This is a genomic window from Burkholderia pyrrocinia, assembly GCF_001028665.1.
GTDB lineage: Bacteria > Pseudomonadota > Gammaproteobacteria > Burkholderiales > Burkholderiaceae > Burkholderia > Burkholderia pyrrocinia.
In genome coordinates this window covers 1,672,482-1,697,333 of the sequence record NZ_CP011503.1, presented here as the reverse complement: position 1 = coordinate 1,697,333, position 24,852 = coordinate 1,672,482, and the positions used below count along the sequence as shown (strand labels likewise).

Annotated in this window: 31 protein-coding genes and 1 riboswitch; of the genes, 2 read left to right on the top strand and 29 right to left on the bottom strand. The window is 67.8% G+C overall.

Annotated features, from left to right (window positions below):
* Positions 1 to 182: 182 nt before the first annotated feature.
* The 29 genes from tatC to ABD05_RS07710 form a co-directional block, all read right to left on the bottom strand.
* Positions 183 to 971: a twin-arginine translocase subunit TatC gene (gene tatC, locus ABD05_RS07850; protein ID WP_047899630.1), complete on the bottom strand. Its 789-nt coding sequence runs from the start codon at positions 969 to 971 to the stop codon at positions 183 to 185.
* A gap of 41 nt (positions 972 to 1,012) precedes the next feature.
* On the bottom strand, positions 1,013 to 1,543 hold the full coding sequence (gene tatB, locus ABD05_RS07845) for a Sec-independent protein translocase protein TatB (protein ID WP_047899629.1): 531 nt from the start codon (positions 1,541 to 1,543) through the stop codon (positions 1,013 to 1,015).
* A gap of 26 nt (positions 1,544 to 1,569) precedes the next feature.
* Entirely contained in the window at positions 1,570 to 1,800 is a 231-nt protein-coding gene (gene tatA, locus ABD05_RS07840) for a Sec-independent protein translocase subunit TatA (RefSeq protein ID WP_034183658.1), read from the bottom strand.
* Between the two features lie 93 nt (positions 1,801 to 1,893).
* Positions 1,894 to 2,259, bottom strand: a complete 366-nt coding sequence (locus tag ABD05_RS07835) for a histidine triad nucleotide-binding protein (protein ID WP_047899628.1) — start codon at positions 2,257 to 2,259, stop codon at positions 1,894 to 1,896.
* 31 nt (positions 2,260 to 2,290) lie between these two features.
* On the bottom strand, positions 2,291 to 2,683 hold the full coding sequence (locus tag ABD05_RS07830; protein WP_047899627.1) for a DUF4870 family protein: 393 nt from the start codon (positions 2,681 to 2,683) through the stop codon (positions 2,291 to 2,293).
* 68 nt (positions 2,684 to 2,751) lie between these two features.
* Positions 2,752 to 3,117, bottom strand: a complete 366-nt coding sequence (locus ABD05_RS07825) for a phosphoribosyl-ATP diphosphatase (protein ID WP_006485344.1) — start codon at positions 3,115 to 3,117, stop codon at positions 2,752 to 2,754.
* On the bottom strand, positions 3,114 to 3,530 hold the full coding sequence (gene hisI / locus ABD05_RS07820; RefSeq protein ID WP_047899626.1) for a phosphoribosyl-AMP cyclohydrolase: 417 nt from the start codon (positions 3,528 to 3,530) through the stop codon (positions 3,114 to 3,116). Before hisI ends, ABD05_RS07825 begins: the two co-directional genes overlap by 4 nt.
* A complete protein-coding gene (gene hisF, locus ABD05_RS07815) occupies positions 3,530 to 4,303 on the bottom strand; it encodes an imidazole glycerol phosphate synthase subunit HisF (protein WP_047899625.1) in 774 nt (257 codons plus the stop codon). The genes hisI and hisF overlap by 1 nt, the downstream gene beginning before the upstream one ends.
* Before the next feature lie 107 nt (positions 4,304 to 4,410).
* Positions 4,411 to 5,166 carry a 1-(5-phosphoribosyl)-5-[(5-phosphoribosylamino)methylideneamino]imidazole-4-carboxamide isomerase gene (hisA, locus tag ABD05_RS07810; RefSeq protein WP_043191766.1) on the bottom strand — a complete coding sequence of 252 codons (756 nt, stop codon included), beginning with the start codon at positions 5,164 to 5,166 and terminating at the stop codon, positions 4,411 to 4,413.
* Positions 5,167 to 5,329: 163 nt separating this feature from the next.
* Positions 5,330 to 5,971: an imidazole glycerol phosphate synthase subunit HisH gene (gene hisH, locus ABD05_RS07805; RefSeq protein ID WP_014898304.1), complete on the bottom strand. Its 642-nt coding sequence runs from the start codon at positions 5,969 to 5,971 to the stop codon at positions 5,330 to 5,332.
* Positions 5,968 to 6,588 carry a YchE family NAAT transporter gene (locus tag ABD05_RS07800; RefSeq protein WP_047899624.1) on the bottom strand — a complete coding sequence of 207 codons (621 nt, stop codon included), beginning with the start codon at positions 6,586 to 6,588 and terminating at the stop codon, positions 5,968 to 5,970. Before ABD05_RS07800 ends, hisH begins: the two co-directional genes overlap by 4 nt.
* A gap of 62 nt (positions 6,589 to 6,650) precedes the next feature.
* Positions 6,651 to 7,238, bottom strand: coding sequence for an imidazoleglycerol-phosphate dehydratase HisB (gene hisB / locus ABD05_RS07795; protein WP_011546606.1), 588 nt, complete (start codon positions 7,236 to 7,238; stop codon positions 6,651 to 6,653).
* A 65-nt stretch (positions 7,239 to 7,303) separates the two neighbouring features.
* The gene (hisC, locus tag ABD05_RS07790) at positions 7,304 to 8,377 is read right to left on the bottom strand and encodes a histidinol-phosphate transaminase (RefSeq protein ID WP_047899623.1); all 1,074 of its coding nucleotides are present in this window, start codon (positions 8,375 to 8,377) and stop codon (positions 7,304 to 7,306) included.
* A 126-nt stretch (positions 8,378 to 8,503) separates the two neighbouring features.
* Positions 8,504 to 9,820 (bottom strand): histidinol dehydrogenase, encoded by a 1,317-nt coding sequence (gene hisD, locus ABD05_RS07785; RefSeq protein ID WP_047899622.1) that lies wholly within the window; start codon positions 9,818 to 9,820, stop codon positions 8,504 to 8,506.
* A gap of 24 nt (positions 9,821 to 9,844) precedes the next feature.
* On the bottom strand, positions 9,845 to 10,498 hold the full coding sequence (hisG, locus tag ABD05_RS07780; protein ID WP_047899621.1) for an ATP phosphoribosyltransferase: 654 nt from the start codon (positions 10,496 to 10,498) through the stop codon (positions 9,845 to 9,847).
* Positions 10,495 to 11,844, bottom strand: coding sequence for a UDP-N-acetylglucosamine 1-carboxyvinyltransferase (gene murA, locus ABD05_RS07775; protein ID WP_047899620.1), 1,350 nt, complete (start codon positions 11,842 to 11,844; stop codon positions 10,495 to 10,497). Before murA ends, hisG begins: the two co-directional genes overlap by 4 nt.
* 14 nt (positions 11,845 to 11,858) lie before the next feature.
* Complete coding sequence (locus tag ABD05_RS07770) at positions 11,859 to 12,098, bottom strand: BolA family protein (protein WP_006477131.1); 240 nt, start codon at positions 12,096 to 12,098, stop codon at positions 11,859 to 11,861.
* Between the two features lie 55 nt (positions 12,099 to 12,153).
* Positions 12,154 to 12,993 (bottom strand): ABC transporter permease, encoded by an 840-nt coding sequence (locus ABD05_RS07765; protein WP_235212542.1) that lies wholly within the window; start codon positions 12,991 to 12,993, stop codon positions 12,154 to 12,156.
* Positions 12,990 to 13,916 (bottom strand): ABC transporter ATP-binding protein, encoded by a 927-nt coding sequence (locus ABD05_RS07760; RefSeq protein ID WP_034189820.1) that lies wholly within the window; start codon positions 13,914 to 13,916, stop codon positions 12,990 to 12,992. The genes ABD05_RS07765 and ABD05_RS07760 overlap by 4 nt, the downstream gene beginning before the upstream one ends.
* Positions 13,917 to 14,108: 192 nt before the next feature.
* Entirely contained in the window at positions 14,109 to 14,384 is a 276-nt protein-coding gene (locus ABD05_RS07755) for an STAS domain-containing protein (protein WP_047899619.1), read from the bottom strand.
* On the bottom strand, positions 14,381 to 15,010 hold the full coding sequence (locus tag ABD05_RS07750) for an MlaC/ttg2D family ABC transporter substrate-binding protein (RefSeq protein WP_047901120.1): 630 nt from the start codon (positions 15,008 to 15,010) through the stop codon (positions 14,381 to 14,383). The genes ABD05_RS07755 and ABD05_RS07750 overlap by 4 nt, the downstream gene beginning before the upstream one ends.
* Positions 15,011 to 15,121: 111 nt before the next feature.
* Entirely contained in the window at positions 15,122 to 16,051 is a 930-nt protein-coding gene (locus ABD05_RS07745; protein ID WP_047901119.1) for an MlaA family lipoprotein, read from the bottom strand.
* A 31-nt stretch (positions 16,052 to 16,082) separates the two neighbouring features.
* Entirely contained in the window at positions 16,083 to 16,643 is a 561-nt protein-coding gene (mlaD, locus tag ABD05_RS07740; RefSeq protein WP_047899618.1) for an outer membrane lipid asymmetry maintenance protein MlaD, read from the bottom strand.
* Positions 16,644 to 16,667: 24 nt separating this feature from the next.
* Complete coding sequence (gene mlaE, locus ABD05_RS07735; protein WP_047899617.1) at positions 16,668 to 17,435, bottom strand: lipid asymmetry maintenance ABC transporter permease subunit MlaE; 768 nt, start codon at positions 17,433 to 17,435, stop codon at positions 16,668 to 16,670.
* Complete coding sequence (locus ABD05_RS07730) at positions 17,432 to 18,253, bottom strand: ABC transporter ATP-binding protein (RefSeq protein ID WP_006477138.1); 822 nt, start codon at positions 18,251 to 18,253, stop codon at positions 17,432 to 17,434. The genes mlaE and ABD05_RS07730 overlap by 4 nt, the downstream gene beginning before the upstream one ends.
* A gap of 84 nt (positions 18,254 to 18,337) precedes the next feature.
* Positions 18,338 to 19,462: a thiamine phosphate synthase gene (gene thiE, locus ABD05_RS35415; protein ID WP_047899616.1), complete on the bottom strand. Its 1,125-nt coding sequence runs from the start codon at positions 19,460 to 19,462 to the stop codon at positions 18,338 to 18,340.
* Positions 19,459 to 20,274 carry a thiazole synthase gene (locus tag ABD05_RS07720; protein WP_034183640.1) on the bottom strand — a complete coding sequence of 272 codons (816 nt, stop codon included), beginning with the start codon at positions 20,272 to 20,274 and terminating at the stop codon, positions 19,459 to 19,461. Before ABD05_RS07720 ends, thiE begins: the two co-directional genes overlap by 4 nt.
* A gap of 38 nt (positions 20,275 to 20,312) precedes the next feature.
* Complete coding sequence (thiS, locus tag ABD05_RS07715) at positions 20,313 to 20,510, bottom strand: sulfur carrier protein ThiS (RefSeq protein WP_027783340.1); 198 nt, start codon at positions 20,508 to 20,510, stop codon at positions 20,313 to 20,315.
* Between the two features lie 32 nt (positions 20,511 to 20,542).
* Complete coding sequence (locus tag ABD05_RS07710; protein ID WP_047899615.1) at positions 20,543 to 21,679, bottom strand: FAD-dependent oxidoreductase; 1,137 nt, start codon at positions 21,677 to 21,679, stop codon at positions 20,543 to 20,545.
* 234 nt (positions 21,680 to 21,913) lie between these two features.
* A riboswitch (TPP riboswitch) is annotated at positions 21,914 to 22,036 on the bottom strand.
* 270 nt (positions 22,037 to 22,306) lie between these two features.
* Between ABD05_RS07710 and ABD05_RS07705 the strand changes: the two genes are divergently transcribed.
* Entirely contained in the window at positions 22,307 to 24,079 is a 1,773-nt protein-coding gene (locus ABD05_RS07705; protein ID WP_047899614.1) for an ABC transporter ATP-binding protein/permease, read from the top strand.
* The gene (locus tag ABD05_RS07700) at positions 24,076 to 24,852 is read left to right on the top strand and encodes an SDR family NAD(P)-dependent oxidoreductase (RefSeq protein ID WP_047899613.1); all 777 of its coding nucleotides are present in this window, start codon (positions 24,076 to 24,078) and stop codon (positions 24,850 to 24,852) included. Before ABD05_RS07705 ends, ABD05_RS07700 begins: the two co-directional genes overlap by 4 nt.

Genomic DNA, 24,852 nt, shown 5'->3' with positions numbered 1-24,852 from the left:
TTCGGAGGGCGGCGCGCCGACGCGTGCCGGTCACGGAAACGAAAAAGGGCAGCCGGTGGCTGCCCTTTTGCTTTGCGTCGAAATTCGTTGTTGCCGGTAACGTGGCCTCGGCCCGCTTTCCGGCTCCCAACGCCACCGGGCCGCATCAGGCGGCCGGAAGAAGGCGGCCCGGCGCACCGTCGTCACCTCGCGGCTTCGCCGTTCCCCGCCTCGCCCTCTTCGGCCGGCTTCTTCGGTACGACGAACCGCGCGGCCAGGATCCCGGCCTCGTACAGCACGATCAGCGGCAGCGCGAGCATCAGTTGCGAGAACACGTCCGGCGGCGTGACGACCGCCGCGACGACGAACGCGCCGACGATCACGTACGGCCGGATCTCCTTCAGCTTCTTCACCGTCAGCACGCCCATCCGGACGAGCAGCACGACGACGATCGGCACCTCGAACGTGACCCCGAACGCGATGAACATCCCGAGCACGAAGCTCAGGTAGTTGTCGATGTCGGTCGTCATCTCGGCGCCGAGCGGCGCGTTGTAGTGCGCCATCACGCGGAAGATCGTCGGGAACACGAGGAAATACGCGAACGCCATCCCGCACAGGAACAGGAAGTAGCTGCTGCCGACGAGCGGCACGACGAGCTTCTTCTCGTGCTGGTACAGCCCCGGCGCGACGAACGCCCAGATCTGGTACAGCACGATCGGCAGCGCGATCACGAGCGCGACGAGCATCGTGACCTTCATCGGCACGAAGAACGAGCCCGTGACGTCCGTGACGATCATCTTGCCGTCCTTCGGCAGGTTCTCCATCAGCGGCCGCGCGAGCAGCTTGAAGATGTCCGGCGCCCAGTAGACGAGCCCGAGGAACACGACGATCACGGCCAGCCCCGCGCGAATGATGCGATCGCGGAGCTCGACGAGATGGGAAATGAAGGTTTCTTCCGGGGCGTCGCCCGGGTTCTGCTGGGGGTCGCTCACACCGGCCCTCGGTAGGATAAACGAGCGAGCATGCGCTCGACTCAGAAGAAGCGCGTCGGCCGGCGCAGGCTGGCCGGCTGGTGGCGCGCGACACGCGCGGCGCCCGACTGCACATGCGTGCGGCGGGTGGTCGCGCGCTTGTACCAGACAGGCGTCGCCGCCTGCTTGACACGCCAGTTGCGGCGCTTCGGCGCGAGTGCGGCCGTACTGCCGCGCCACGACGGCGCCGCGGGCGTGTCGGAACCGTACGACCCGGTGTCGCCGGAAGCCCCGTCAATACCACCGACCGCGGAATGCCACGTGTCGTTCAGTTCCTTCTCGTGCTCGCGCAGGTTGTCGTGAATGGTCGTCTCGACATTGCGCGCGGCCGACTCGAAATCGGTCTTCATCGTCCGCAGCGCGTCGAGTTCGATTTCGCGCGAGACCTCGGCCTTCACGTCGTTGATGTACCGCTGCGCGCGGCCGAACAATGCGCCTGCCGTACGCGCGACGCGCGGCAGGCGCTCGGGGCCGAGCACCACGAGCGCGACGACGCCGATCAGCGCCATCTTCGTAAGACCGAGATCCAGCATCGCGAATGCCTGTCAGCGTGCCGGCGTTACGCCTTGTTCGAATCGGAACGCGTCGTTTCCTTCGCGTTGACGTCGACCGAGCCCGAGCGCGGCAGTTGCTGCGCGTCCGCCGGCGTTTCGCCTTCCTTCATGCCGTCCTTGAAACCCTTCACCGCGCTGCCGAGATCGTTGCCGATGTTGCGCAGCTTCTTCGTACCGAAAACCAGCGCGACGATCAGCAGCACGATCAGCCAGTGCCAAATGCTCAATCCACCCATGATGAAACCTCTCCTCAACCACGCCGCTATGCGGCGCAAATCGCCGGCGACGCGCCGGCTTCGACTATCGATGCGGGGAAACGCCCCGCGCCGTCAACCCATCCGCTGCCAGGGGCGCGGGCCGGCCAGGATATGCGCGTGCAGGTGGTAAACCTCCTGCCCGCCGCCGGGGCCCGTATTGATCACCGTGCGAAAACCGGTTCCGCCGCCCGTATACGCGACGCCGAGCTGATCGGCGAGGCGCGCGACGAGCAGCATCAGCCGGCCGAGCATCGGCGCATCGCCGTCGCTCGCCGCCGACAGCGTCGGCAGGTGCTGGCGCGGAATCACGAGCACGTGCGTCTCGGCCGCCGGGCGGATGTCGCGGAACGCGACGAATTCGTCGTCCTCGTGCACCTTCGTGCTCGGGATCTCGCCTGCGGCGATCTTGCAGAACAGGCAATTCGGATCGTGACTCATGTTGCTCCTGCAGACGCCCGTGCGCGGCCGGTCAGAACCACGCCTGCGGATCGAGCGTCTTGTTGTCGTTCAGGTACAGCCAACCCTTGATGATACGGTACAGCGTCCAGATCCATGTGACAAACATCACTGCAAATCCGATCACCACGAACGCCAGCGCGAACCCGATCACATACGCGATCAGCGCGCGCCAGAACGTGCGGATCTGCCACTCGAAGTGATCGGCGTACGGCGTGCCGGCCACATCGCCGCGCTTCACGTAGTTGATGATGATCGCGATGATGCCCGTGACACCGCCCGTCAGCCAATGAAACGCGTAGAGGCCATAGAGCACGTGAGTCAGCGTGCGCAGCCCGTTCAGGCGTTCGGCGTCCGCTGCCCCCGGCACCGACGGCGGCGGAAACTGGCTTGGCGTATCGGTCATGATGCTACCCCCGTTAGATGACAATTCTTACAGCTTACCGCAGTCGCCACCGCGGCGGGCCGAGCGTGTCACCCGCCGTTTTCCTCGCGCTCGCGGCGCTTGCGCAGCGCCTTCTCCTCGATGCCCGACAGTCCTTCGCGACGCTCGAGCTCGGCGATCACGTCGGCCGGGCTCAGGTCGAAGTGCGACAGCATCACGAGGCAGTGGAACCACAGGTCGGCCACCTCGCCGACGAGCGCGGTCGGCGCGCCGCCCTGGCGCACGTCCTTCGCGGCCAGCACGACTTCCGTCGCCTCTTCGCCGATTTTCTTCAGCACCGCGTCGTCGCCCTTGTGGAACAGGCGCGATACGTACGATTGATCGGGATCGCCGCCCTTGCGGCTATCGATCACGGCCGCGAGGCGCAGCAGCGTGTCTTCGGTCGATTGCGTCATTTGTAGATGTGTTCGGGATCTTTCAGCACCGGTTCGACCGCGACCCAGTCGCCGTCGTCGACGGTGCCCTCGAATTTCTGGAAGAAGCACGAATGCCGGCCGGTGTGGCACGCGATGCCCGACACCTGCTCGACCTTCAGCAGCACGACGTCCTCGTCGCAGTCGAGCCGCACCTCGTGCACGTGCTGCACGTGGCCCGACTCCTCGCCCTTGAACCACAGCCGCTTGCGCGAGCGCGAATAGTAGACCGCGCGCTGCGTCTCGATCGTCTTCGCCAGCGCCTCGCGGTTCATCCACGCGAACATCAGCACGTCGTTCGTCGATGCTTCCTGCGCGATCACCGGCACGAGGCCGTTGTCGTCCCAGCGGACCTTGTCGAGCCACGCGGGCAGGGATTTCGTTTCCGTATTCATCACAGCCTCACCGGAATGCCCTGGTCGGCCATGAAGCGCTTCGCCTCGCCGACCGTGTGCTCGCCGTAGTGGAAGATGCTCGCGGCCAGCACAGCGTCGGCGCGGCCGTCCTTGATGCCGTCCGCGAGGTGCTGCAGCGAGCCGACGCCGCCCGACGCGATCACCGGCACCGGCACCGCGTCCGATACGCCGCGCGTGAGCGCGAGGTCGAAACCCGACTTCGTGCCGTCGCGGTCCATGCTCGTGAGCAGGATCTCGCCCGCGCCGAGCTCGGCCATCTTGCGCGCCCATTCGATCGCGTCGAGGCCCGTGCCCTTGCGGCCGCCGTGCGTGAACACTTCCCAGCGCGGCGTCTCGCCGTCGGCCGACACGCGCTTCGCGTCGATCGCGACGACGATGCACTGCGAGCCGTACTTGTCGGCCGCGTCGCGCACGAGCTGCGGGTTCGCTACCGCCGACGAATTCATGCTGACCTTGTCCGCGCCCGCGTTCAGCAGGCGCCGCACGTCCTCGACGGCGCGCACGCCGCCGCCGACGGTCAGCGGAATGAACACCTGCGACGCGACCGCTTCGATGATCGGCAGGATCAGGTCGCGCTGGTCCGACGTCGCGGTGATGTCGAGGAACGTCAGTTCGTCGGCGCCCTGGTCGTCGTAGCGGCGGGCGATTTCGACGGGGTCGCCCGCGTCGCGCAGCTCGACGAAATTGACGCCCTTGACGACACGCCCGGCGGTCACGTCCAGGCAGGGGATGATGCGTTTAGCTAGAGCCATGATGTTGCGCCAAATGCCGCGATGGGACGGCCGGTTGCGGAAGCCTCGCGCGAGGCCTCCGGTCGGGGCCGCCCTGCGGGCAGCCCCGGCGAACGTGACAACCGCGCTTACGCGTTGTCGAGTTCGCCGTTCAGTTCGTCCGCGCGCTTTTGCGCGGCCGCGAAATCGAGATCGCCGGAGTAGATCGCACGGCCGCAGATCACGCCTTCGACGCCGTGCTCTTCCACTTCGCACAGATTCTCGATGTCCGTGAGGTTCGACAGGCCGCCGCTCGCGATCACCGGAATGCCGACCGCCTGCGCAAGCTTCACGGTTGCCTCGATGTTGATGCCCTGCAGCATCCCGTCGCGGCCGATATCCGTGTAGACGATCGATTCGACGCCGTAGTCCTCGAACTTCTGCGCGAGATCGATCACCTCGTGGCCCGTCAGCTTGCTCCAGCCGTCGGTCGCGACCTTGCCGTCCTTCGCGTCCAGCCCGACGATGATGCTGCCGGCGAACGCGGTGCACGCGTCCTGCAGGAAGCCCGGGTCCTTCACGGCCGCCGTGCCGATGATCACGTAGGACAGGCCCGCGTCGAGGTACTTCTCGATCGTCTCGAGGCTGCGGATGCCGCCGCCGAGCTGTACGGGGATTTCATCGCCGACTTCGTCGAGGATCGCTTCGATCGCCTCGAGATTCTTCGGCTTGCCGGCGAATGCGCCGTTCAGGTCGACCAGATGCAGCCGCCGGGCGCCGAGATCGACCCACTTGCGGGCCATCGCCGCCGGGTCCTCGGAGAAAATCGTGGCCTGGTCCATATCGCCCTGTTTGAGGCGCACACACTGACCGTCTTTGAGGTCGATGGCCGGAATCAGCAACATAGCAATCGGGTATCGTCGTGGAAGAAGAAAAGAATCCGGCGCGTACCGGCCAATCCGGTACCGCGCCGTCTCGCTAGTTTAGTACAACTCTTTCGGCGCTTTGGCGCGCGAGCCCCGTAAGACGGGCCTCTCCGGCCCGCCGACTGTGGCACGCACGCGACGTTCACGGTTTCCAGTGTACGAAGTTGCGATACAGACGCAACCCGACCTCCGCGCTTTTCTCGGGGTGGAATTGGGTCGCGAAGAGATTATCCCGCGCGACCGCGGACGTAAACGGCGCGCCGTAGGCCGTTTCGCCGACCGTATGGGCCGGGTTGTCCGGCGTCACGTAATAGCTGTGCACGAAGTAGAAATATGCGTCGTCGGGCACGCCGTCCCACAGCGGGTGCGGCTGCGACTGGCGCACGCGGTTCCAGCCCATCTGCGGCACCTTGAAGCGCGAGCCGTCGTCCTGCAGCCGGCCGTCGAGCTCGAAACGCACGACCTTGCCGGGCAACAGGCCGAGGCCCTTCGTGTCGCCTTCCGCGCTCCAGTCGAACAGCATCTGCTCGCCGACGCACACGCCGAGCAGCGGCTTCGTGCGCGACGCCTCGATCACGGCCTCCTGCAGGCCCGATTCGCCGAGGCAGCGCATGCAGTCGGGCATCGCGCCCTGGCCGGGCAGCACGACGCGGTCGGCCGCGCGAATCGCGGCCGGCGTGTCGACGATCGCCACGTCGGCGGCCGGTTCGGCCTTCTTGAGCGCCTGCGCGACCGAGCGCAGGTTGCCCATCCCATAATCCACAATCGCAATCGAAGTTTTCATCTCAGTGCAGGCAGTAGCGCCCTCAGTCCATTGACGATGAATTCCACCGCCAGCGCCGACAGCATCAGACCCATCAGCCGCGTGGCGATGTTGATGCCCGTGCGGCCGATCCAGTTCGCGATCGGCTCGGCGAGCCGCATCGCGACGAAACACAGCAAGGCCAGGACCGCGCCGATCGCGACCAGCCCGACCCGGTCATACCAGTGACGCGAGTTGGCCGCATAGATGATCACCGTGCTGATCGAGCCGGGGCCCGTGAGCAGCGGAATCGCCAGCGGCACGACCGCGATGTTGTCCTTCAGCTCCGCCTCGTGGCGCTCCTCCGGCGTCGATCGCGTGTTGCCGATCTGCGCGTTCAGCATGTTGATCGCCATCAGCAGCATGATGATCCCGCCGCCCACTTCGAGCGAGCCGACCGAAATGCCGAAGAAGTCGATGATCTGCTGCCCGAGCAGCGTCGTCACCGTCATCACGCAGAACACCGACACCGACGCGATCCGGATCGTGCGGCGCCGCTCGATGTCCGTCTGCTGCGCCGTCAGGCTCAGGAAGAACGGCACCGCGCCGATCGGGTTGATCAGCGCAAGCAGCGAAATGAACGATTTGAGCAGATCCATCGCAAGCCGGCGCCGCGCACCGAAGCCGTGAGGTTGTCCTTAGCGTCCGTCCGTTCGGAAGTTCAGAGGCTGCCTTTCGTCGACGGGATCTGCCCCGCCGCACGCTCGTCCAGCTCCACCGCCGCGCGCAGCGCACGGCCGAAGGCCTTGAACACCGTCTCGAGCTGATGGTGCGCGTTGATCCCGCGCAGGTTGTCGATGTGCAGCGTGACGCCCGCGTGGTTCACGAAACCGCGGAAGAACTCGATCGACAGGTCGACGTCGAACGTGCCGATCCGCGCCCGCGTGAACGGCACGTGGAATTCGAGGCCCGGCCGGCCCGAGAAATCGATCACGACGCGCGACAGCGCCTCGTCGAGCGGCACATACGAATGGCCGTAGCGGCGGATGCCCTTGCGGTCGCCGATCGCCTTCGCGACGGCCTGCCCGAGCGTGATGCCGACATCCTCGACCGTGTGGTGGTCGTCGATATGCGTGTCGCCATGCGCTTCGACCTCGAGATCGACCAGACCGTGTCGCGCGATCTGGTCGAGCATATGGTCGAGAAACGGCACGCCGGTGGCCAGCTTCTGCCGGCCGGTGCCGTCGAGATCGAGCTTCACACGGATCTGCGTTTCGCTGGTATTGCGAACGACTTCCGCCACACGCATGGCAATTCCTTGATTGAGTCTGATGTAAATGGGGATTGATCGTCGCGCGCCGCCGCGCCCTGGGCTCAACCGGGCAGCGCGAGTTTCAAAGCGGCCAGCAGGCGGGCGTTTTCGTCGGGAGAACCGACGGTCAGCCGCACGCATTCGGCCAGTAACGGATGCATTTTACTCACGTTTTTGACCAGCACCCGCTCGGTGAGCAGCGCGTCGAACACGGCAGCCGCATCCGGCACGCGCACCAGCAGGAAATTGCCGGCGCTCGGGAACACCGTCGCGCCCGGCAGCGCGGCCACGGCCCGCGCGAGGCGTGTGCGTTCCGCGCGCAGTTCGGCCGCCTGCGCATCGAGCACGTCGAGGTGGTCGAGCAGGAAATCGGCGGTCGCCTGGGTCAGCACGTTGATGTTGTACGGCGGGCGCACCTTGTCGAATTCGGTCAGCCACGCGTGCCGCCCGACGAGATAGCCGAGGCGGATGCCCGCGAGGCCGAGCTTCGACACCGTGCGCATCACGACGACGTTGTCGAACTCGGCGGCGCGCGGCAGCCACGAGCGCTCCGCGAACGGCTGGTACGCCTCGTCGATCACGATCAGGCTGTGCCGCGCGGCCGCGATGATCCGCTCGACGTCGGCATCGTCGTACAGCGTGCCGGTCGGGTTGTTCGGGTACGCGAGATAGACGATCGCCGGCCGGTGCTCGGCGATCGCCGCGAGCATCGCGTCGACGTCGAGCGTCAGGTCGGCCTTCAGCGGCACGCCGACGAATTCGAGCTGCGCAAGCTTCGCGGACAATTCATACATCACGAAGCCCGGCACCGGCGCGAGCACCTTCGCGCCCGGCTGCGCGCACGCGACCGAGATCATGCTGATGATTTCGTCCGACCCGTTGCCGAGCAGCACGTCGCAGGCGGCCGGCACGCCCATCGCGTGGCGCAGCTTGTCGAGCAGCGCGGCCGGGCGCGGCGCCGGGTAGCGGTTCAGCGCAACCTGCGCGAGACGCTCGCCGAGCGCCGCGGCGAGCGGTTCGGGCAGCGGATACGGGTTCTCCATCGCGTCGAGCTTCACGAACCCGCTCGCGTCCGGCACCGGGTAGCTCGTCATCGCGAGCACGTCGCGGCGGATGATGTCTTGTGGCGTCGTCATGGTCTCAAGCCGGCGTGCGTCGCGCCGGCATCAAATTGGTCGGCAAGGCGGCGGCTGCCGCCCTGCGCTGCGTCTCCCCGGCCGGCGCCGGCGCCGCAGCGCCCGCCCCCGCGCGGAACGCGCGGGTTACCCCTTCATCCGGAACTCGGCGCTCTTCGCGTGCGCCTGCAGCCCCTCGCCGTACGCGAGCTCGGACGCGATCTCGCCGAGCGTCTGCGCGCCTTCGGCGCTGACTTCGATCAGGCTCGAGCGCTTGATGAAGTCGTACACGCCGAGCGGCGACGAAAAACGCGCGGTGCGCGACGTCGGCAGCACGTGGTTCGGGCCCGCGCAGTAGTCGCCGAGGCTCTCGCTCGTGTAGCGGCCGAGGAAGATCGCGCCCGCGTGGCGGATCTGCTGGCCCCATTGCTGCGGCTCCAGCGCCGAGATTTCCAGGTGCTCGGGCGCGATGTCGTTCGCGATCCGGCATGCTTCGGCCATGTCGCGCACCTTGATCAGCGCGCCGCGGCCTTCGAGCGACGCGCGGATCACGTCCTGGCGCGACATCGACGGCAGCAGCTCGTTGATGGCCTTCTCGACGCGCTCGAGGAACGCGGCGTCCGGGCACAGCAGGATCGACTGCGCGAGTTCGTCGTGCTCGGCCTGCGAGAACAGGTCCATCGCGACCCAGTTCGGATCGGTCGTGCCGTCGCACAGTACGAGGATTTCCGACGGCCCGGCGATCATGTCGATGCCGACCGTGCCGAACACGCGGCGCTTCGCCGACGCGACGTACGCATTGCCGGGCCCGCAGATCTTGTCGACGGGCGGCACCGTTGCCGTGCCGTACGCGAGCGCAGCGACCGCCTGCGCGCCGCCGATCGTGAACACGCGATCGACGCCGCCGAGCAGCGCCGCGGCGAGCACGAGGTCGTTCTTCACGCCGTCCGGTGTCGGCACGACCATCACGATCTCGCCGACACCCGCGACGCGCGCGGGAATCGCGTTCATCAGCACCGACGACGGATACGCGGCCTTGCCGCCCGGCACGTACAGGCCGACGCGGTCGATCGGCGTGACCTTCTGGCCGAGCACCGTGCCGTCGCTTTCCGTGTACTGCCAGCTATGCGTGCCGCACTCGATCTTCTGCTTCTCGTGGTACGCGCGCACGCGCGCCGCGGCCGCTTCCAGCGCCGCGCGCGCCTTCGGCGCGAGGCCGTCGAGCGCCGTCTGCAGCGCGTCCTGCGGCAGTTCCAGCGCGGCGACGCTGTCCGCGTTCAGCCGGTCGAAACGGTTCGTGTACTCGAGCACCGCGGCGTCGCCGCGCGACTTCACGTCGGCGAGGATCTGCGCGACCGATTGCTCGATCGCCGCGTCTTCGCTCGCTTCGAATGCGAGCACCGCACGCAGCGTGGCGTCGAAGCCTTCGCTCGTCGAATCGAGTTTGCGGATGGTGATGGCCATGGGAGTTCCGTTACGGTGATGCGCTCAACCGCCATTCTGCGACGCTCGTTCGAACGCGTCGAGGATCGGCTTGAGCGCCGCGCGCTTCAACTTCAGCGCAGCCTGGTTCACGACGAGGCGCGACGAGATCGCCATGATCTCCTCGACCTCGACCAGATTGTTCGCCTTCAGCGTGCCGCCCGAGCTGACGAGGTCGACGATCGCGTCGGCCAGGCCGACCAGCGGCGCAAGTTCCATCGAGCCGTACAGCTTGATCAGGTCGACGTGCACGCCCTTCGCCGCGAAGTGCTCGCGCGCCGTTTCGACGTACTTCGTCGCGACCCGCAGGCGCGCGCCCTGGCGCACCGCGTTCGCGTAGTCGAAGCCGGCCGGCACGGCCACCGACATCCGGCAGCGCGCAATGTTCAGGTCGATCGGCTGGTACAGGCCCGAGCCGCCGTGCTCGACCAGCACGTCCTTGCCGGCCACGCCGAAGTCGGCCGCGCCGTATTCGACATAGGTCGGCACGTCGCTCGCGCGCACGATGATCACGCGCAGGTTCGGGTCGGTCGTCGGCAGGATCAGCTTGCGCGACGTTTCCGGATCCTCGGCCACCTGGATGCCGGCCGCGGCGAGCAGCGGCAGGGTTTCCTCGAAAATCCGGCCCTTCGACAGGGCGAGGGTCAGCGGCACGCTCATGCTTGGCTCCCGGAGAGGCGGCGCACGTTCGCGCCGACGGCGGTCAGTTTGGCTTCCATGCGGTCGTAACCGCGGTCCAGGTGGTAGATGCGATCGACGAGCGTTTCGCCGTCGGCACGCAGCCCGGCGATCACGAGGCTCGCCGACGCACGCAGGTCGGTCGCCATCACGTTCGCGCCCGACAGTTTCTCGACGCCCGTCACGAGCGCCGTGTTGCCGTCGATCGTGATGTTCGCGCCGAGCCGGTTCAGCTCCTGCACGTGCATGAAGCGGTTTTCGAAAATCGTTTCGACGACCTGCGCGGTGCCCGTCGCGACCGTATTGAGGGCCATGAACTGCGCCTGCATGTCGGTCGGGAACGCCGGGTATTCCGACGTGCGGATCGTCACCGCCGACGGCCGGCGGTCCATCTTCACGCGCAGCCAGCTGTCGCCTTCCTCGATCGACACGCCGGCTTCGCGCAGCTTGTCGATCACCGCGTCGAGGATGTGCGGGCGTACGCCCGTCAGCATCACGTCGCCGCCCGCCGCCGCGACCGCGCACAGGAACGTGCCGGCCTCGATGCGGTCGGGGATCACCGAATGGCGCGCGCCGTGCAGCCGCTCGACACCCTGGATCACGAGGCGATCGGTGCCGATGCCGTCGATTTTCGCGCCCATCTCGACCAGCAAGTGCGCGAGATCGCTCACCTCGGGTTCGCGGGCCGCGTTCTCGATCACCGTCTCGCCGTCCGCGAGCGTCGCGGCCATCAGCAGGTTTTCCGTCCCCGTCACCGTGATCATGTCGGTCACGATGCGCGCGCCCTTCAGGCGCTTCGCGCGCGCTTCGATGAAGCCGTGCTCAATGCTGATCTCGGCGCCCATCGCCTGCAGGCCCTTGATGTGCTGGTCGACCGGGCGCGCGCCGATCGCGCAGCCGCCCGGCAGCGACACCTTCGCCTCGCCGAAGCGCGCGAGCAGCGGCCCGAGCACGAGGATCGACGCGCGCATCGTCTTCACGAGCTCGTACGGCGCCACGAGGTTGTCGACGCGCGACGCGTCGAGCTGCACGCGGCAGCCGTCGGTCTCGCTCTTTACGCCCATCTGGTTCAGCACCTTCAGCGTGGTGCGCACGTCCTTGAGGTTCGGCACGTTGTCGAGCTCGACCGGATCGGCGGTGAGCAACCCCGCGCACAGGATCGGCAACGCGGCGTTCTTCGCGCCCGACACGACGATCTCGCCGGACAGGCGGCGGCCGCCTTCGATCGCGAGCTTGTCCATCCCATGTCCCTGCAATTCCCCGTTGGCGGCCGGGTGTGCCGTGGCGACGCTCTGGACGGCGTCGCGCTCGTTGACGGTGACTTGCACTCAGTGATTTCCGGTTATGCGTTCTGCCATTCGGCGGGCGTCAGCGTCTTCATGCTGAGCGCGTGAATTTCCTGTTTCATGCGATCGCCGAGCGCCGCATAGACGAGCTGGTGCCGCTGGATCGGCCGCTTGCCCTCGAAGGCCGCCGACACGATCGTCGCGAAGAAATGCTGGCCGTCGCCTTCGACTTCCAGATGCGTGCAGGCGAGACCGCCGGCGATGTATTGCTTGACCTGTTCGGGAGTCGGCAACATGGTGTAAGGCTCCTGTCGGCATGCGCCGCCCCGGGGCGGCCGCTGCCTGTCGATATCAATGACGCAGTTTGTAGCCGGTCGCGAGCAGCCGCATCGCGACCATCGCGAGCAGCACGAAGAAACCGGCGACGATCGCGAGGCTCGCGAACGGGTTGATGTCGGACGCGCCGAAGAACCCGAAACGGAAGCCGTCGATCATGTAGAAAAACGGATTGAGACGCGAGATCTCGCGCCACACGGGCGGCAGCGAGTGCGTCGAATAGAACACGCCGGACAGGAACGTCAGCGGCATGATCAGGAAGTTCTGGAACGCGGCGAGCTGGTCGAATTTCTCGGCCCAGATCCCGGCGATCAGGCCGAGCGTGCCGAGGATCGCCGAGCCGAGCAGCGCGAACGCAATGATGAAGAGCGGCGCCGCGAAGTGCATCGGGATAAACCAGATCGTCACGACGAACACGCCCGCGCCGACCGCGAGCCCGCGCACGACGGACGCAAGCACGTATGCGCCGAAGATGTCGCGGTACGACAGCGGCGGCAGCAGCATGAACACCAGGTTGCCGGTGATCTTCGACTGGATCAGCGACGACGAGCTGTTCGCGAACGCGTTCTGCAGCACGCTCATCATCACGAGGCCCGGCACGAGAAAGCTCACGTACTCGACGCCCGGATACACCTCGACGCGGCCCGACAGCGCGTGGCCGAAGATCGTCAGATACAGCAGCGCCGTCACGATCGGCGCGCATACCGTCTGGAACGACACCTTCCAGAAGCGCAGCAGTTCCTTGTAGAACAGCGTTCGAAAACCGCTTCCCGGCACTCGCCGGGCCGCCCCAAGAGTGCCGGGCGCCCCCTCGGGGGGCAGCGAACGCAGAGAGCGTGGGGGTTCTTGTTTCATGCCAGACCCTCGATCACCTCGGCCCCGTTCATCACCTGGACGAACACATCCTCGAGGTCGGCCTTGCGGACCTCGATCTCGTCGAACGTGCAGCCCGCCGCGCGGCACTGCGCGAGGATGCGTTCGACATCGTCATAGCTCGTGAGGCGCAGCAGGTGCTCGCCCGGCGCGCGCGCGGCCGGGTCGGTTTCCAGCCCGCGCAGTTCGGCCGGCAGCGCGCCGGTCGCCAGGCGCAGGTAGAGCTGCAGCCCCGCGAAGCGGCGCAGCAGCGCGTCGGTGCGGTCGAGCGCGACCACTTCGCCACGGCGCAGCATCGCGATGCGGTCGCACAGCGACTCGGCTTCCTCGAGGTAATGGGTGGTCAGCACGATCGTGTGGCCCTCGCGGTTCAGGCGCGAGATGAATTTCCACAGCGTCTGGCGCAATTCGACGTCGACGCCGGCGGTCGGCTCGTCGAGCACGATCACCGGCGGCCGGTGCACGAGCGCCTGCGCGACCAGCACGCGGCGCTTCATCCCGCCCGACAGCGCGCGCATGTTCGCGTCGGCCTTCTCGGTAAGGTCGAGATTGGCCATCACTTCATCGATCCAGTCGTCGTTGCGGCGCAGCCCGAAATAGCCGGACTGGATCCGCAGCGTCTCGCGAACGGTGAAGAACGGGTCGAACACGAGTTCCTGCGGCACGACACCGAGTGCGCGGCGCGCACCACGGAAGTCCTTGACCACGTCGTGGCCGCGCACCGAGATACTGCCTTCGTCGGCCCGGGCCAACCCGGCGAGGATACTGATGAGCGTGGTCTTGCCTGCGCCGTTGGGGCCGAGCAGACCGAAAAACTCGCCTTCCTCGACCGACAGGCTGACGCCCTTGAGCGCCTGAAGCGACTTGTAGCGCTTCTTGACGTGACGGATTTCTATGGCTGACATGACTGTGCGCGACGCAACGGCCGCGACGCCTATTCTGTGCTTGCTGCGAAAGAAAATGGGGGCCGGACGCCGATTGGCTGCCCCGCAAAACGCTTGATTATAGGGCAAACCGGCTGGTGGAGCCGGCGCAGAAAGCGCACGGCCTGAAGCTCGCGCGCGCCGGCTGGCGCGGCGGGCTCCGGTCGGACAGGGTCAATGTCGCCCGGTGCCGTCGATGAGCGCGTCGACGCCATAGGCGCGCGCGAGGCTGGCGAGCTTCGGGGGGAGATTGAGGATGTCGAGGGTCGCGCCGCGCGATTTGGCGGCACGTTGCCATGCGAGCAGCACGGCGAGCGCGGACGAGTCGAACTGCGTCAGCGCCGCGCAATCGACGGCGGTCGCACCCGCGTCGACGCGCGCAAGACCGTCCGCGAGCGCGGACTTCGCGCTCGCGACGGTCAGCGAGGAGCCGGCTTCGAAGCCGCTCACGACGCTTGCTTGCCGGCGGCAAGTTGCTGGTTGCGCTGCGTCAGGAACTGGATCAGGCCGTCCACGCCGCTTTGCTGGATCTTCTCGTTGAACTGCTGCTGGTACGTCTGGATCAGCCACGCGCCGAGCACGTTCAGGTCATACACCTTCCAGCCGCTCGCCGACTTGTACAGGCGGTAATCGATCTGGACCGGCTGGCCGTTGTTCATCGCGACCGTCTTGACCACGACATCGGTATCGGCCGGATCCGCGCGGAACGGCGGGTACTGGATCTGCTGGTCCGGCTTCAGTTGCGCGAGCGCACCCGAATACGTGCGGATCAGCAGCAGCTTGAACTGCTCCTGAATCTGCTGCTGCTGCTCGGCCGTCGCCGTGCGCCAGTTGCGGCCCATCGCGAGCTGCGTGGTGCGGCGGAAATCGGTGTACGGCAGGATGTCCTTGTTGACGATCGTAATGATGCGGTTGGTGTCGCCCTGCTTGATCGTCTGCGCCTTGACTTCGTCGAGCACCTGCTGCGTCGCCGTCTTGATCAGCGCCTGCGGGTTCGACTGGTCGACTTGCGCGTGAGCTGCGCTGCCGAACGAGAACAGCGCCGCGAAAACGGGGATCAGGAACAGTTTTTTCATCATAGTGGCCTGCATGAATGAGTCGATGCGAAGGTTGGAGACGGTAGCTTACGCGCAAGTTCGCGTGCGCTACCGACTGAATCGTTTCCGGCTGTAACGAATGTAAATCCGTCAGTGCAGCCGGATGCTCGGGAAGCGGAACCCGCCCGGCGACGGCGGCGCCACCTGCATCGGCGGCACGTTCGTTTCGCTGGCCGGGTTCGGCGAAACGGCCGTGCCCGACGCCGGCGCAGCCACTGCCGCGCCCGATGCGCCCGCCGGTGCTGCCGCGCCCGCTGCCGCCGGTGCCGCGCCGTCGTCCGGCAGGTCGTACTTCGGCAGCGCATCGTTGCTCGCCGTCGAGCCTGCCTCGCCGCGCGCGTTGTCGATCAGCATCTGGCGGCGCTGCAGGTACGCGTTGCGCACGAACGAATACTTGTCGAGCGCCGCGGCATCCAGCACGTCGCCCGCGCCGAGCAGGTTCGAGCGCGTGTTGACGAGATTCACGCCGAACAGGCCCCAGCTCAGGCCGTCCGGCTTCACATAGGTCAGCGGGTTGCCGACGTAGTCGACACCGAGGCCGGCCGTGTCGCGCACCGTGCTCGGGCCGAGCAGCGGCAGCACGAGATACGGGCCCGACGGCACGCCGTAGCGGCCCATCGTGACCCCGAAGTCGGCCGTGTGTTTCGGCAGCTTCGCGATCGTCGCGACGTCGAACAGGCCGCCGACGCCGAACACCGTGTTGATCACGACGCGCATGATGTCGCCGACGCCGTCCGCGATCCGCAACTGCACGAGGTTGTTCGCCGCGACGTAGACGTCGCCGATGTTCGAGAAGAAGTTCGTCACGCTGTCGCGCACCGGCTGCGGCACGACCTTCTGGTAACCCTGCGCGACCGGTTTCAGCGCGTACGTGTCGACCGTGTCGTTGAACTTGTACATCGTCCGGTTGAAGCCTTCGAGCGGATCGCCCTTGGTCGGCGTCTGCACGGTCGCGCAGCCGCTCAACGCGGCGACTGCCGCCACCGCGAGCGCGGCGTGCCTGATGCGGATCGTCTGCATGGTCATTCCCCTCTTGTATTCTCTCGTGTGGTTATTGGGCAGCCGAACCGGACGCGGTGGACACGGCGGACGCCGGCACCGCCACCGGTGCGGGCGCGGCCGACGCGCCGGATGCCGGCTTCGCGCCGCCCGCATCGGCGGCCTTGCTGTACAGGAACTGGCCGATCAGGTTCTCGAGCACGATCGCCGACTGCGTCATCGTGATCGTGTCGCCTGCCTTCAGCATTTCGGTGTCGCCGCCCGGATCGAGGCCGATATATTGCTCGCCCAGCAGGCCCGACGTCAGGATCTTCGCCGACGAATCCTTCGGAAACTGATACTGGCCGTCGACATCGATCGTCACGAGCGCCTGGTAGGTGTTCGTGTCGAAGCCGATCGACTTCACGCGGCCGACCACGACGCCGGCGCTCTTCACGGCCGCGCGCGGCTTCAGCCCGCCGATATTGTCGAATTTCATCCTCACCGCATAGGTCGGCTGAAACGACAGCGAGCTCATGTTGCCGACCTTCAGCGCCAGGAACAGCACCGCAAGGAAGCCCACCACCACGAACAGGCCGACCCAGAAGTCGAGAGCAGTCTTTTTCATCGTCATCCCAAAATATGGCTTGGCTGAGGCTTAGCTGAACATCAGCGCAGTCAGCAGGAAATCGAGGCCGAGTACGGCGAGCGACGCGAACACGACCGTCTTGGTGGTCGCGCGCGACACGCCCTCGGGCGTGGGCTTCGCTTCATACCCCTGAAACAGCGCAATGAAGGTCACGGCGAACCCGAACACGATGCTCTTCAGCACGCCGTTGCCGACGTCGGCCCAGACCTGGACCCCGCCCTGCATCTGCGACCAGAACGCGCCCGGATCGACGCCGATCAGTATGACGCCGACGATATAGCCGCCGAGCACGCCGACCGCGCTGAAGATCGCGGCCAGCAGCGGCATCGCGATGATGCCGGCCCACATGCGCGGCGCGATCACCGTCTTGATCGGGTCGACCGCCATCATCTCGAGCGCGGTGAGCTGCTCGCCGGCCTTCATCAGGCCGATCTCGGCCGTGAGCGACGTGCCCGCACGTCCCGCGAACAGCAGCGCGGTGACAACAGGCCCAAGTTCGCGCACGAGCGACAACGCGACCAGCAGGCCGAGCGCCTGCTCGGACCCGTAGCGGTTCAGCGTGTAATACCCCTGCAGGCCGAGCACGAAACCGACGAACAGCCCCGACACGGCAATGATCACGAACGAATAGTTGCCGAGGAAGTGGATCTGCTTCGTGACAAGCCGCGGCCGGCGCAGCAGCGGGAAGAATTCCAGCACGAGGCGCACGAACAGGCGCGTGCCGTAGCCCGTGCGCTCGAGGCCGCCGATGACGTAACGTCCGATCGCGCTGATCATGCGCGCCCTCCGCCGAGCCCGAAATCCGCTGCGAGCGGCGGGCTCGTGTAATGAAATTTGAACGGGCCGTCCGGCGCGCCGTCGATGAACTGCCGCACGCTCGGGTCGGTCGACGCGCGCAGCTCGTCGGGCGTGCCCTGCGCGAGCACGCCGCCGTTGGCCAGAAAGTACACGTAGTCGGCGATCGCGAACGATTCCGGCACGTCGTGCGTGACGAGAATCGACGTCGCGCCAAGCGCCTGGTTCAGCGTGCGGATCAGGTTCGCGGTAATGCCGAGCGAGATCGGATCGAGGCCCGCGAACGGCTCGTCGTACATGATGAGCTGCGGATCGAGCGCGATCGCGCGCGCCAGCGCGATGCGGCGTGCCATCCCGCCCGACACCTCGGACGGCATCAGGTCGCGCGCGCCGCGCAGGCCGACCGCGTTGAGCTTCATCAGCACGAGGTCGCGGATCAGGTCTTCGGGCAGGTCGGTGTGCTCGCGCAGCGCGAACGCAACGTTCTCGAACACCGACATGTCGGTGAACAACGCGCCGAACTGGAACAGCATGCCCATCTTGCGGCGCAGCGCATACAGGCCGTCGCGCGTTTGCGCGCCGACATCGGCGCCGTCGAACAGCACCTGGCCGCGGCGCGCACGCACGAGGCCGCCGATCAGGCGCAGCACGGTCGTCTTGCCGCAACCCGAGCCGCCCATGACCGCGACGACCTGCCCGCGCCCGAAGCGCAGGTTCAGGTTGGACAGGACGAGGCGGTCGCCGTAGCCAAAGTCGACGTCGCGAAGTTCCAGCAGGGTCTCGGTAGGAGTGGGGCTCACGGAGCTGGCAGTCCTTTTACGCAGAACGCCGAATTATAGGGCCTGCATTGGAATGATGTCGTGACGCCGTTCCGGGCCCTGCGGTCAATGATTGTCAAATTGTCCGGGAAAACATTGCTGCAGCGCAATAAGCGCAGTCCGATAGTCGGCTGCGCCTGTGACAGCACTGACCACCGCGACGCTGCCGACGCCCGTCGCCAGCACGTCCGGCAGCGTGTCGAGCCCCACCCCGCCGATCGCGACGAGCGGCGCCCGCGCGCCCGCAAAGCGCGCGTAGCGGGCAATCCGTGCAAGGCCCTGCGGCGGTGCGGCGACGGCCTTGGTCGCGGTCGCGTACACGGGGCCGAGCGCGAGATAGCTCGGGCGCTCGTGCAGCGCCCGCAACATTTCGTAATAACCATGGCTCGACAGTCCGAGCCGCAGGCCCGCGCGCGCGATCGCGGCCAGATCGGCCGTTCCGAGATCCTCCTGGCCCAGATGAACGCCGTACGCGCCTTCATCTGCAGCGATCTGCCAGTGATCGTTGATGAACACGCGTACATCGGGATAACGGCGCCCGGCCGCGACCGCACGGGCGATGTCCCGGCGCAACGCGTCCGGCGTCGCGCCTTTCACGCGCAATTGCACGGTCCGCACGCCGCAATCGAGCACGCGTTCGACCCATTCGGCATCCGGCACGACCGGATAAAGGCCGAGTTGCGCGGGGCATGGCGCGAACGCGGGCTCGGGCGCGGCCGGCAGCCCGGCGACGCGCGGGAACCGTGCGGCGTCGACCGGCCACGCGTCCGCCGCGCGCGTTTCGTCGCCGTCACGCCACGCCAGCGCGAGCACCAGCGCGTCGACCGGCGCGAAACCGCAATCGAGAAATGCGGCAAGCGCCGCGATCCAGTCGTCCGCGAGCGGATGCGCGGCGTCGAGCGCGTAGCGCGCACCCGCCGCGTGCAGCACCGCGCCCTGCTCGTCGAATTCGATCGCGACCGCATCCGGCGACGCCGGCCGCGATGCGGCCGACGCGCGCGCCTGCGCGGTGCGGTCGCCGGTCGACACGATCAGCACGTCGCCGACGGCCGGCGCGTCGGGCGCCACCATGCAGAGCCGCCACGGCGTCGCAGCGCCCGGCCAGTCGCCGAGCCGTGCGCGGATCCGTTCGGCCGCTTCGGCCAGTTCGTCGGCCGGCGGCCAGAATGTATCGGCGAAGCGCGCGCTCATGCGCCGCCCCCGTCCTGGTGCCAGAACGGCATCCCGACGACCGGCGTGCTCGCGTGCGCGGTCTCGCGCGCGTCCATCGGCCCGGCGAGATACGCGGCGCGGCCGGCCTCGACGCCCTGCGCAAAGGCGCGCGCCATGATCTCGGGGTGCGTGGCCTGCGACACGGCCGTGTTCAGCAGCACGCCGTCGAAGCCCCACTCCATCACCTGGCACGCGTGCGACGGCACGCCGAGCCCCGCGTCGACGATCAGCGGCACGTCGGGCAGCCGCTCGCGCAGTACGCGCAAGCCGTACGGGTTCACGACGCCCTTGCCCGTGCCGATCGGCGCGCCCCACGGCATCAGCGCCTCGCAGCCGACGTCGAGCAGGCGCCGGCCGATCACGAGATCCTCGGTGCAGTACGGCAGCACCTTGAAACCGTCCTTCACCAGTTGCGCGGCGGCCTCGATCAGCCCGACCGGGTCGGGCTGCAGCGTGTAGTCGTCGCCGATCAGCTCGAGCTTGATCCAGTCGGTGCCGAACACCTCGCGCGCCATGTGCGCGGTCGTCACGGCCTCGGCGACGGTCTGGCAGCCGGCCGTGTTCGGCAGCAGCGGCACCGCGTGGCGCTTGAGCAGGTCGAAGAAGCCGGCTTCGGCCGTGCCGCCCGTCATCTGGCGGCGCAGCGCGACCGTCACCATCCCCGGCCGCGACGCGGCGATCGAATCGGACAGCGACTGCAGCGACGGATAGCGCGACGTGCCGAGCAGCACGCGGCTCGCGAAGGTTTCGCCATACAGCGTCAGCGCGTCGGCGGATGTGAGGGACGTCATGTCGTTTTCCTGGAAGTGCGGGGACGAACCGGCGGCGCTCAGCCGCCCGCGACGGGGTGCACGACGTCGAGCTTGTCGCCCGCCGCGAGCGCGCGCGCCGCATGCTGCGTGCGCGCGACGAAGTTGCCGTTCAGCGCGACCGCGTACGGCGGACGCGCGCCGTACGCGGCGAGCGCGTCGGCCACCGTCGCGCCGTCGGGCAGCGTCAGGGTCTGTTGGTTGATCTGGATATCCATGAGGCTTGGTCGGATTCGGTCGGCGGCGCGCGTCAGGCCGGCTGGCGCGCGTCGTTGCGGTGATGAAGGAGCGTCGGCCAGCGCGCGGCGTCGCGCCACGCGGCGAACGCGTCGGCATCGCCGAACGCGCCGCCGAGCGCGGCTTCGGCGAGCGCGACCGCCGCGTGCGCGACTTCCGGCGCGATCATGAAGCCGTGCCGGTACAGGCCGTTGACGGCGAGCGTCGACGCGCCGTCCCAGATCACCGCCGGGCGATGATCGGGCAGCGTCGGCCGGCACTGCGCATTGAGTTCGAGGATGCGCGCCTCGCCGAACGCCGGATGCACGGAGAACGCCGCGCTCAGCAGTTCGAGCGCGGAGCGCACGCTGACGGGCGACATGTCCTCGCCCTCCACCTCGGTCGCGCCGATCACGTAAAGATCGTCCTGCTTCGGCGCGATGTACAGCGGATAGCGCGGATGCAGCAGCCGCACGGGCCGCGTGAGCCCGATGCCGGGCGCATGCACGCGCGCGACTTCGCCGCGGATGCCGCGCAGCGTGGGCAGCGCGGATTTCGCGCCGAGCCCTCGGCAATCGATCGTGAAATGGGCGTCGGGCAGGTTCGCATCGTCGATCGCGACGTGCCAGTGCAGGTCGACGCTGCGTTCGGCGAGGCCCGCCGCGAGCGCGCGCAGCGCCTGGCGGTTGTCGAGCTGGCCTTCGCGCGGCAGCAGCAGCCCGCGCGCGAAGCGGCCCGCGAGCGCGGGCTCGGCCGCATCGACCTGCGCGCCGGCGAGCGTGACGAAACCGCCGTCGAACAGGTCGGCCGGCGCGTTCGCGCGCACCCGCCGCTCGAACAGCGGCGCCTCCGCACGGTCCGCGTGATGCCAGACGACGAGCGTGCCGTGATGCTGGAAGAACACGGGTTCGGGCAGTTCGGCGAGCCATTGCGGCCAGCGCGCGAGCGACGCGGCGCCGAGCTCGGTGATCAGCAGCTCCGCGCTCGCCGCTTCCGCGAGCGGCGCGAGCATCGCGGCCGCCACCCACGCAGCCGACTGCTCGCCGTCCGGGCCGCCGCGCTCATAGAGTGCGACGCGATGCCCGTCGCCCGCGAGCCGCCATGCGATCAGGCGGCCGACGAGGCCGCCGCCGAGCACCGCGAAATCCGGCCGTGAATCCTGAACGTTCATCGCGCACCCTCCTCGCGAACCGCGCGGGCGCGCACGACGAACGTCGACGCGCACCCGCCGTCCCGTGCGAACGCACGCGACCTCGGGCCGGGGGCCATGCAAAAGACTGAAGATTGTGCGGTCATCATTCCTTCCGTAACGCGCAATGCGCGTACCCAAAAGGACGAAACCGGCAGCAAAGGCCGGCCGGGCGGGACTCGGGCGCTGACCATGTGGGATGGCAGCCAGCGCGGCCCGGCGGGATCAGAAACTTCCCTCGCCGGTATTACCCGGATCGGGTGCGAAGGGTCTTTCTCAGCCTCGCCGCGCCGCCTGGAACATCTGCCGGCCACGCACGAAGCACCCCTGTTTCGTCGTCGGCCATTAGACCATAAAAGCGGAAAGCGCCGCAAACTGTCCCCCTTGCGGCAAATTCGCCGTCGCGCTGCGCCGCTCTGGCACAATGCCCGCAGGCCGGCCGCACGAGCGGCCGGTTGCCGCGTCACCGCCGGCCCTTAAGTGCCGTTTAAGACGCGCGGGCGACCATCCGGACACCCGCCGTCAGTCGGCGCCGCGCCCCGGCATGCCGTATCGCGGCGCGCGCCCGGTTTCGCCCGGCCCGCGCGCCGGCTACTCATCAGGAAGCACATGACCCAATCGATCGATCCCGTCCGCTCCGCCGCCTCCGACGCGCCGCAGGACGAGCGCCCGGTATCCGCATGGAGCCTCATCAAGCCCTACTGGGTATCGTCCGAATGGAAATTCGCGTGGGGCCTGCTGGTCACGATCATCGCGATCAACCTCTGCGTGGTCTGGATCAACGTCCGGCTGAACAAGTGGAACGCCGAGTTCTACAACGCGCTGCAGTCGAAGGACGTCCACGACTTCCCGAACCTGCTGATGCAGTTCTCCGCGCTCGCGTTCGGCTTCATCATCCTCGCCGTGTACGGCCGCTACCTGCGGCAGATGCTCGGCTTCCGCTGGCGCCAGTGGCTGACCGACCGTTTTCTCGGCCAGTGGCTCGGCGATCGCGCGTTCTACCGGATCGAACGTGACCGCCTCGCGGACAACCCCGACCAGCGGATCACCGACGACCTCCAGTCGTTCGCGACCACGACGCTCGCGCTGTCGCTCGACCTGCTGTCGACGGTCGTCACGCTCGTGTCGTTCATCACGATCCTGTGGTCGCTCGCCGGTGCGCTGACGTTCACGCTCGGCGCCACGCCGATCTCGATTCCCGGCTACATGGTGTGGGCGGCCGCCCTGTACGCGGTGATCGGCTCGCTGATCATCCAGAAGGTCGGCCATCCGCTCGTGTCGATCAACTACCAGCAGCAGCGCGTCGAGGCCGACTTCCGCTTCGGGCTGATCCGCGTGCGCGAGAACGCCGAGCAGATCGCGTTCTACGACGGCGAGAAAACCGAGACCGGCAACGCGCAAACCCTCTTCATGCGCATCCGCGACAACTGGTGGCGCGTGATGAAGTACACGAAGCGGCTCACGTTCGTGCTGAGCTTCTACGGGCAGATCGCGATCATCTTCCCGCTCGTCGTCGCCGCGCCGCGCTATTTCGCGGGCGCGTTCTCGTTCGGCGTGCTGATGCAGATCTCGTCCGCGTTCGGCACCGTCAGCGATTCGTTCTCGTGGTTCATCAACAGCTACTCGACCCTCGTCGAATGGCGCGCCACCGTCAACCGTCTGCGCGAGTTCAAGCGCGTGATGGGCACGTCGCACCTGAAGGAAAGCCTGTCGCCCGCGACCGAGCACGGCGGCATCAACCTGCACTACGTCGATGCGGCGAAGCTGTCGACGTCGTCGCTCAAGCTCGCGCTGCCGAACGGCAATGCGCTCGCGAACATCGGCAACGTCACGATCGAGCCGGGTTCGCGCTGGCTCGTGATCGGCAAGTCGGGTTCCGGCAAGAGCACGTTCATGCGTGCGCTCGCGGGGCTGTGGCCGTTCGGCGACGGCGCGATCGACGCGCCGGTCGGCGCGCGGATGATGTTCGTGCCGCAGACGAGCTATTTGCCGATCGGCACGCTGAAGGCCGCGCTCACCTATCCGGCGACGCCCGACACGTTCAGCGACGACGCGTGCCGCGACGCGCTGCGCGCATGCCGCCTCGAGGATTACGTCGAGCGCCTCGGCGAAACCGCGCACTGGACGCGCGTGCTGTCGCCGGGCGAGCAGCAGCGTCTGGCCGGCGCACGCGTGCTGCTGCACAAGCCCGACTTCCTGTTCCTCGACGAAGCCACCAGCGCGCTCGACACCGACAACGAGGCACGCCTCTACCACCTGTTCGCCGAACGGCTGCCGAAGGCCGCGATCGTCAGCATCGCGCACCGCGAGTCGCTGGCCGCGTTCCACGTCGGCACGATCAACGTCGAGCGCGTATACGACAGCGACAAGGTCGCCGCGTGAACGCACGCGCCGCGCACATCGTGCGGATCGCGCTGATCACCGGCGCAGGCTCGGGGATCGGCGCGGCGCTCGCGCGGCGGCTCGCGGCGCCCGGCATCGCGCTGGCGCTGCACGCGCGCGGCGCGGACGACGCGGCGCGGGCCCGGCTCGCCGACGTCGAGCACGCCTGCGCGGCGGCCGGCGCGGAGTGCATCACGCTCACCGGCGATCTCGCCGAGCCGGGCGTCGCCGCCGCGCTCGTCGATGCAACCGCCACGCGCTTCGGCGGGCTCGACCAGCTCGTCGCGAATGCCGGCTTCGCCGCGCGGCAGGCCTTTTCCGACCTTTCCGCGGATGCGCTCGCGTCCGCCTTCGCGGCGATGCCCGGCGCGTTCTCCGCACTCGCGGGCCGCGCGCGACCACTGCTCGAAGCGTCGGCCGCGCCGCGGATCGTCGCGGTCAGTTCGTTCGTCGCGCATCGTTACCGCGCCGACGCGCCGTTCGCGGCCACCGCCGCCGCGAAAGCCGCGCTCGAATCGTTGATGCGCACCGCGGCCGCCGAATTCGCCGCGCGCGGCATCACCGTCAACGCGGTCGCGCCCGGCTTCACGCGCAAGGATCACGGGCCGAGCGCCGGCAACGCCGCCGCATGGGCGCAGGCCGAACAGGCGACACCGCTCGGCCGGATCGCCGAACCCGACGACGTCGCCGCATTGATCGCCTTCCTGCTGTCGGACGCGGCGCGGCAGATCACCGGCCAGGTCATCCATGTCGACGGCGGCCTGACGCTCTGA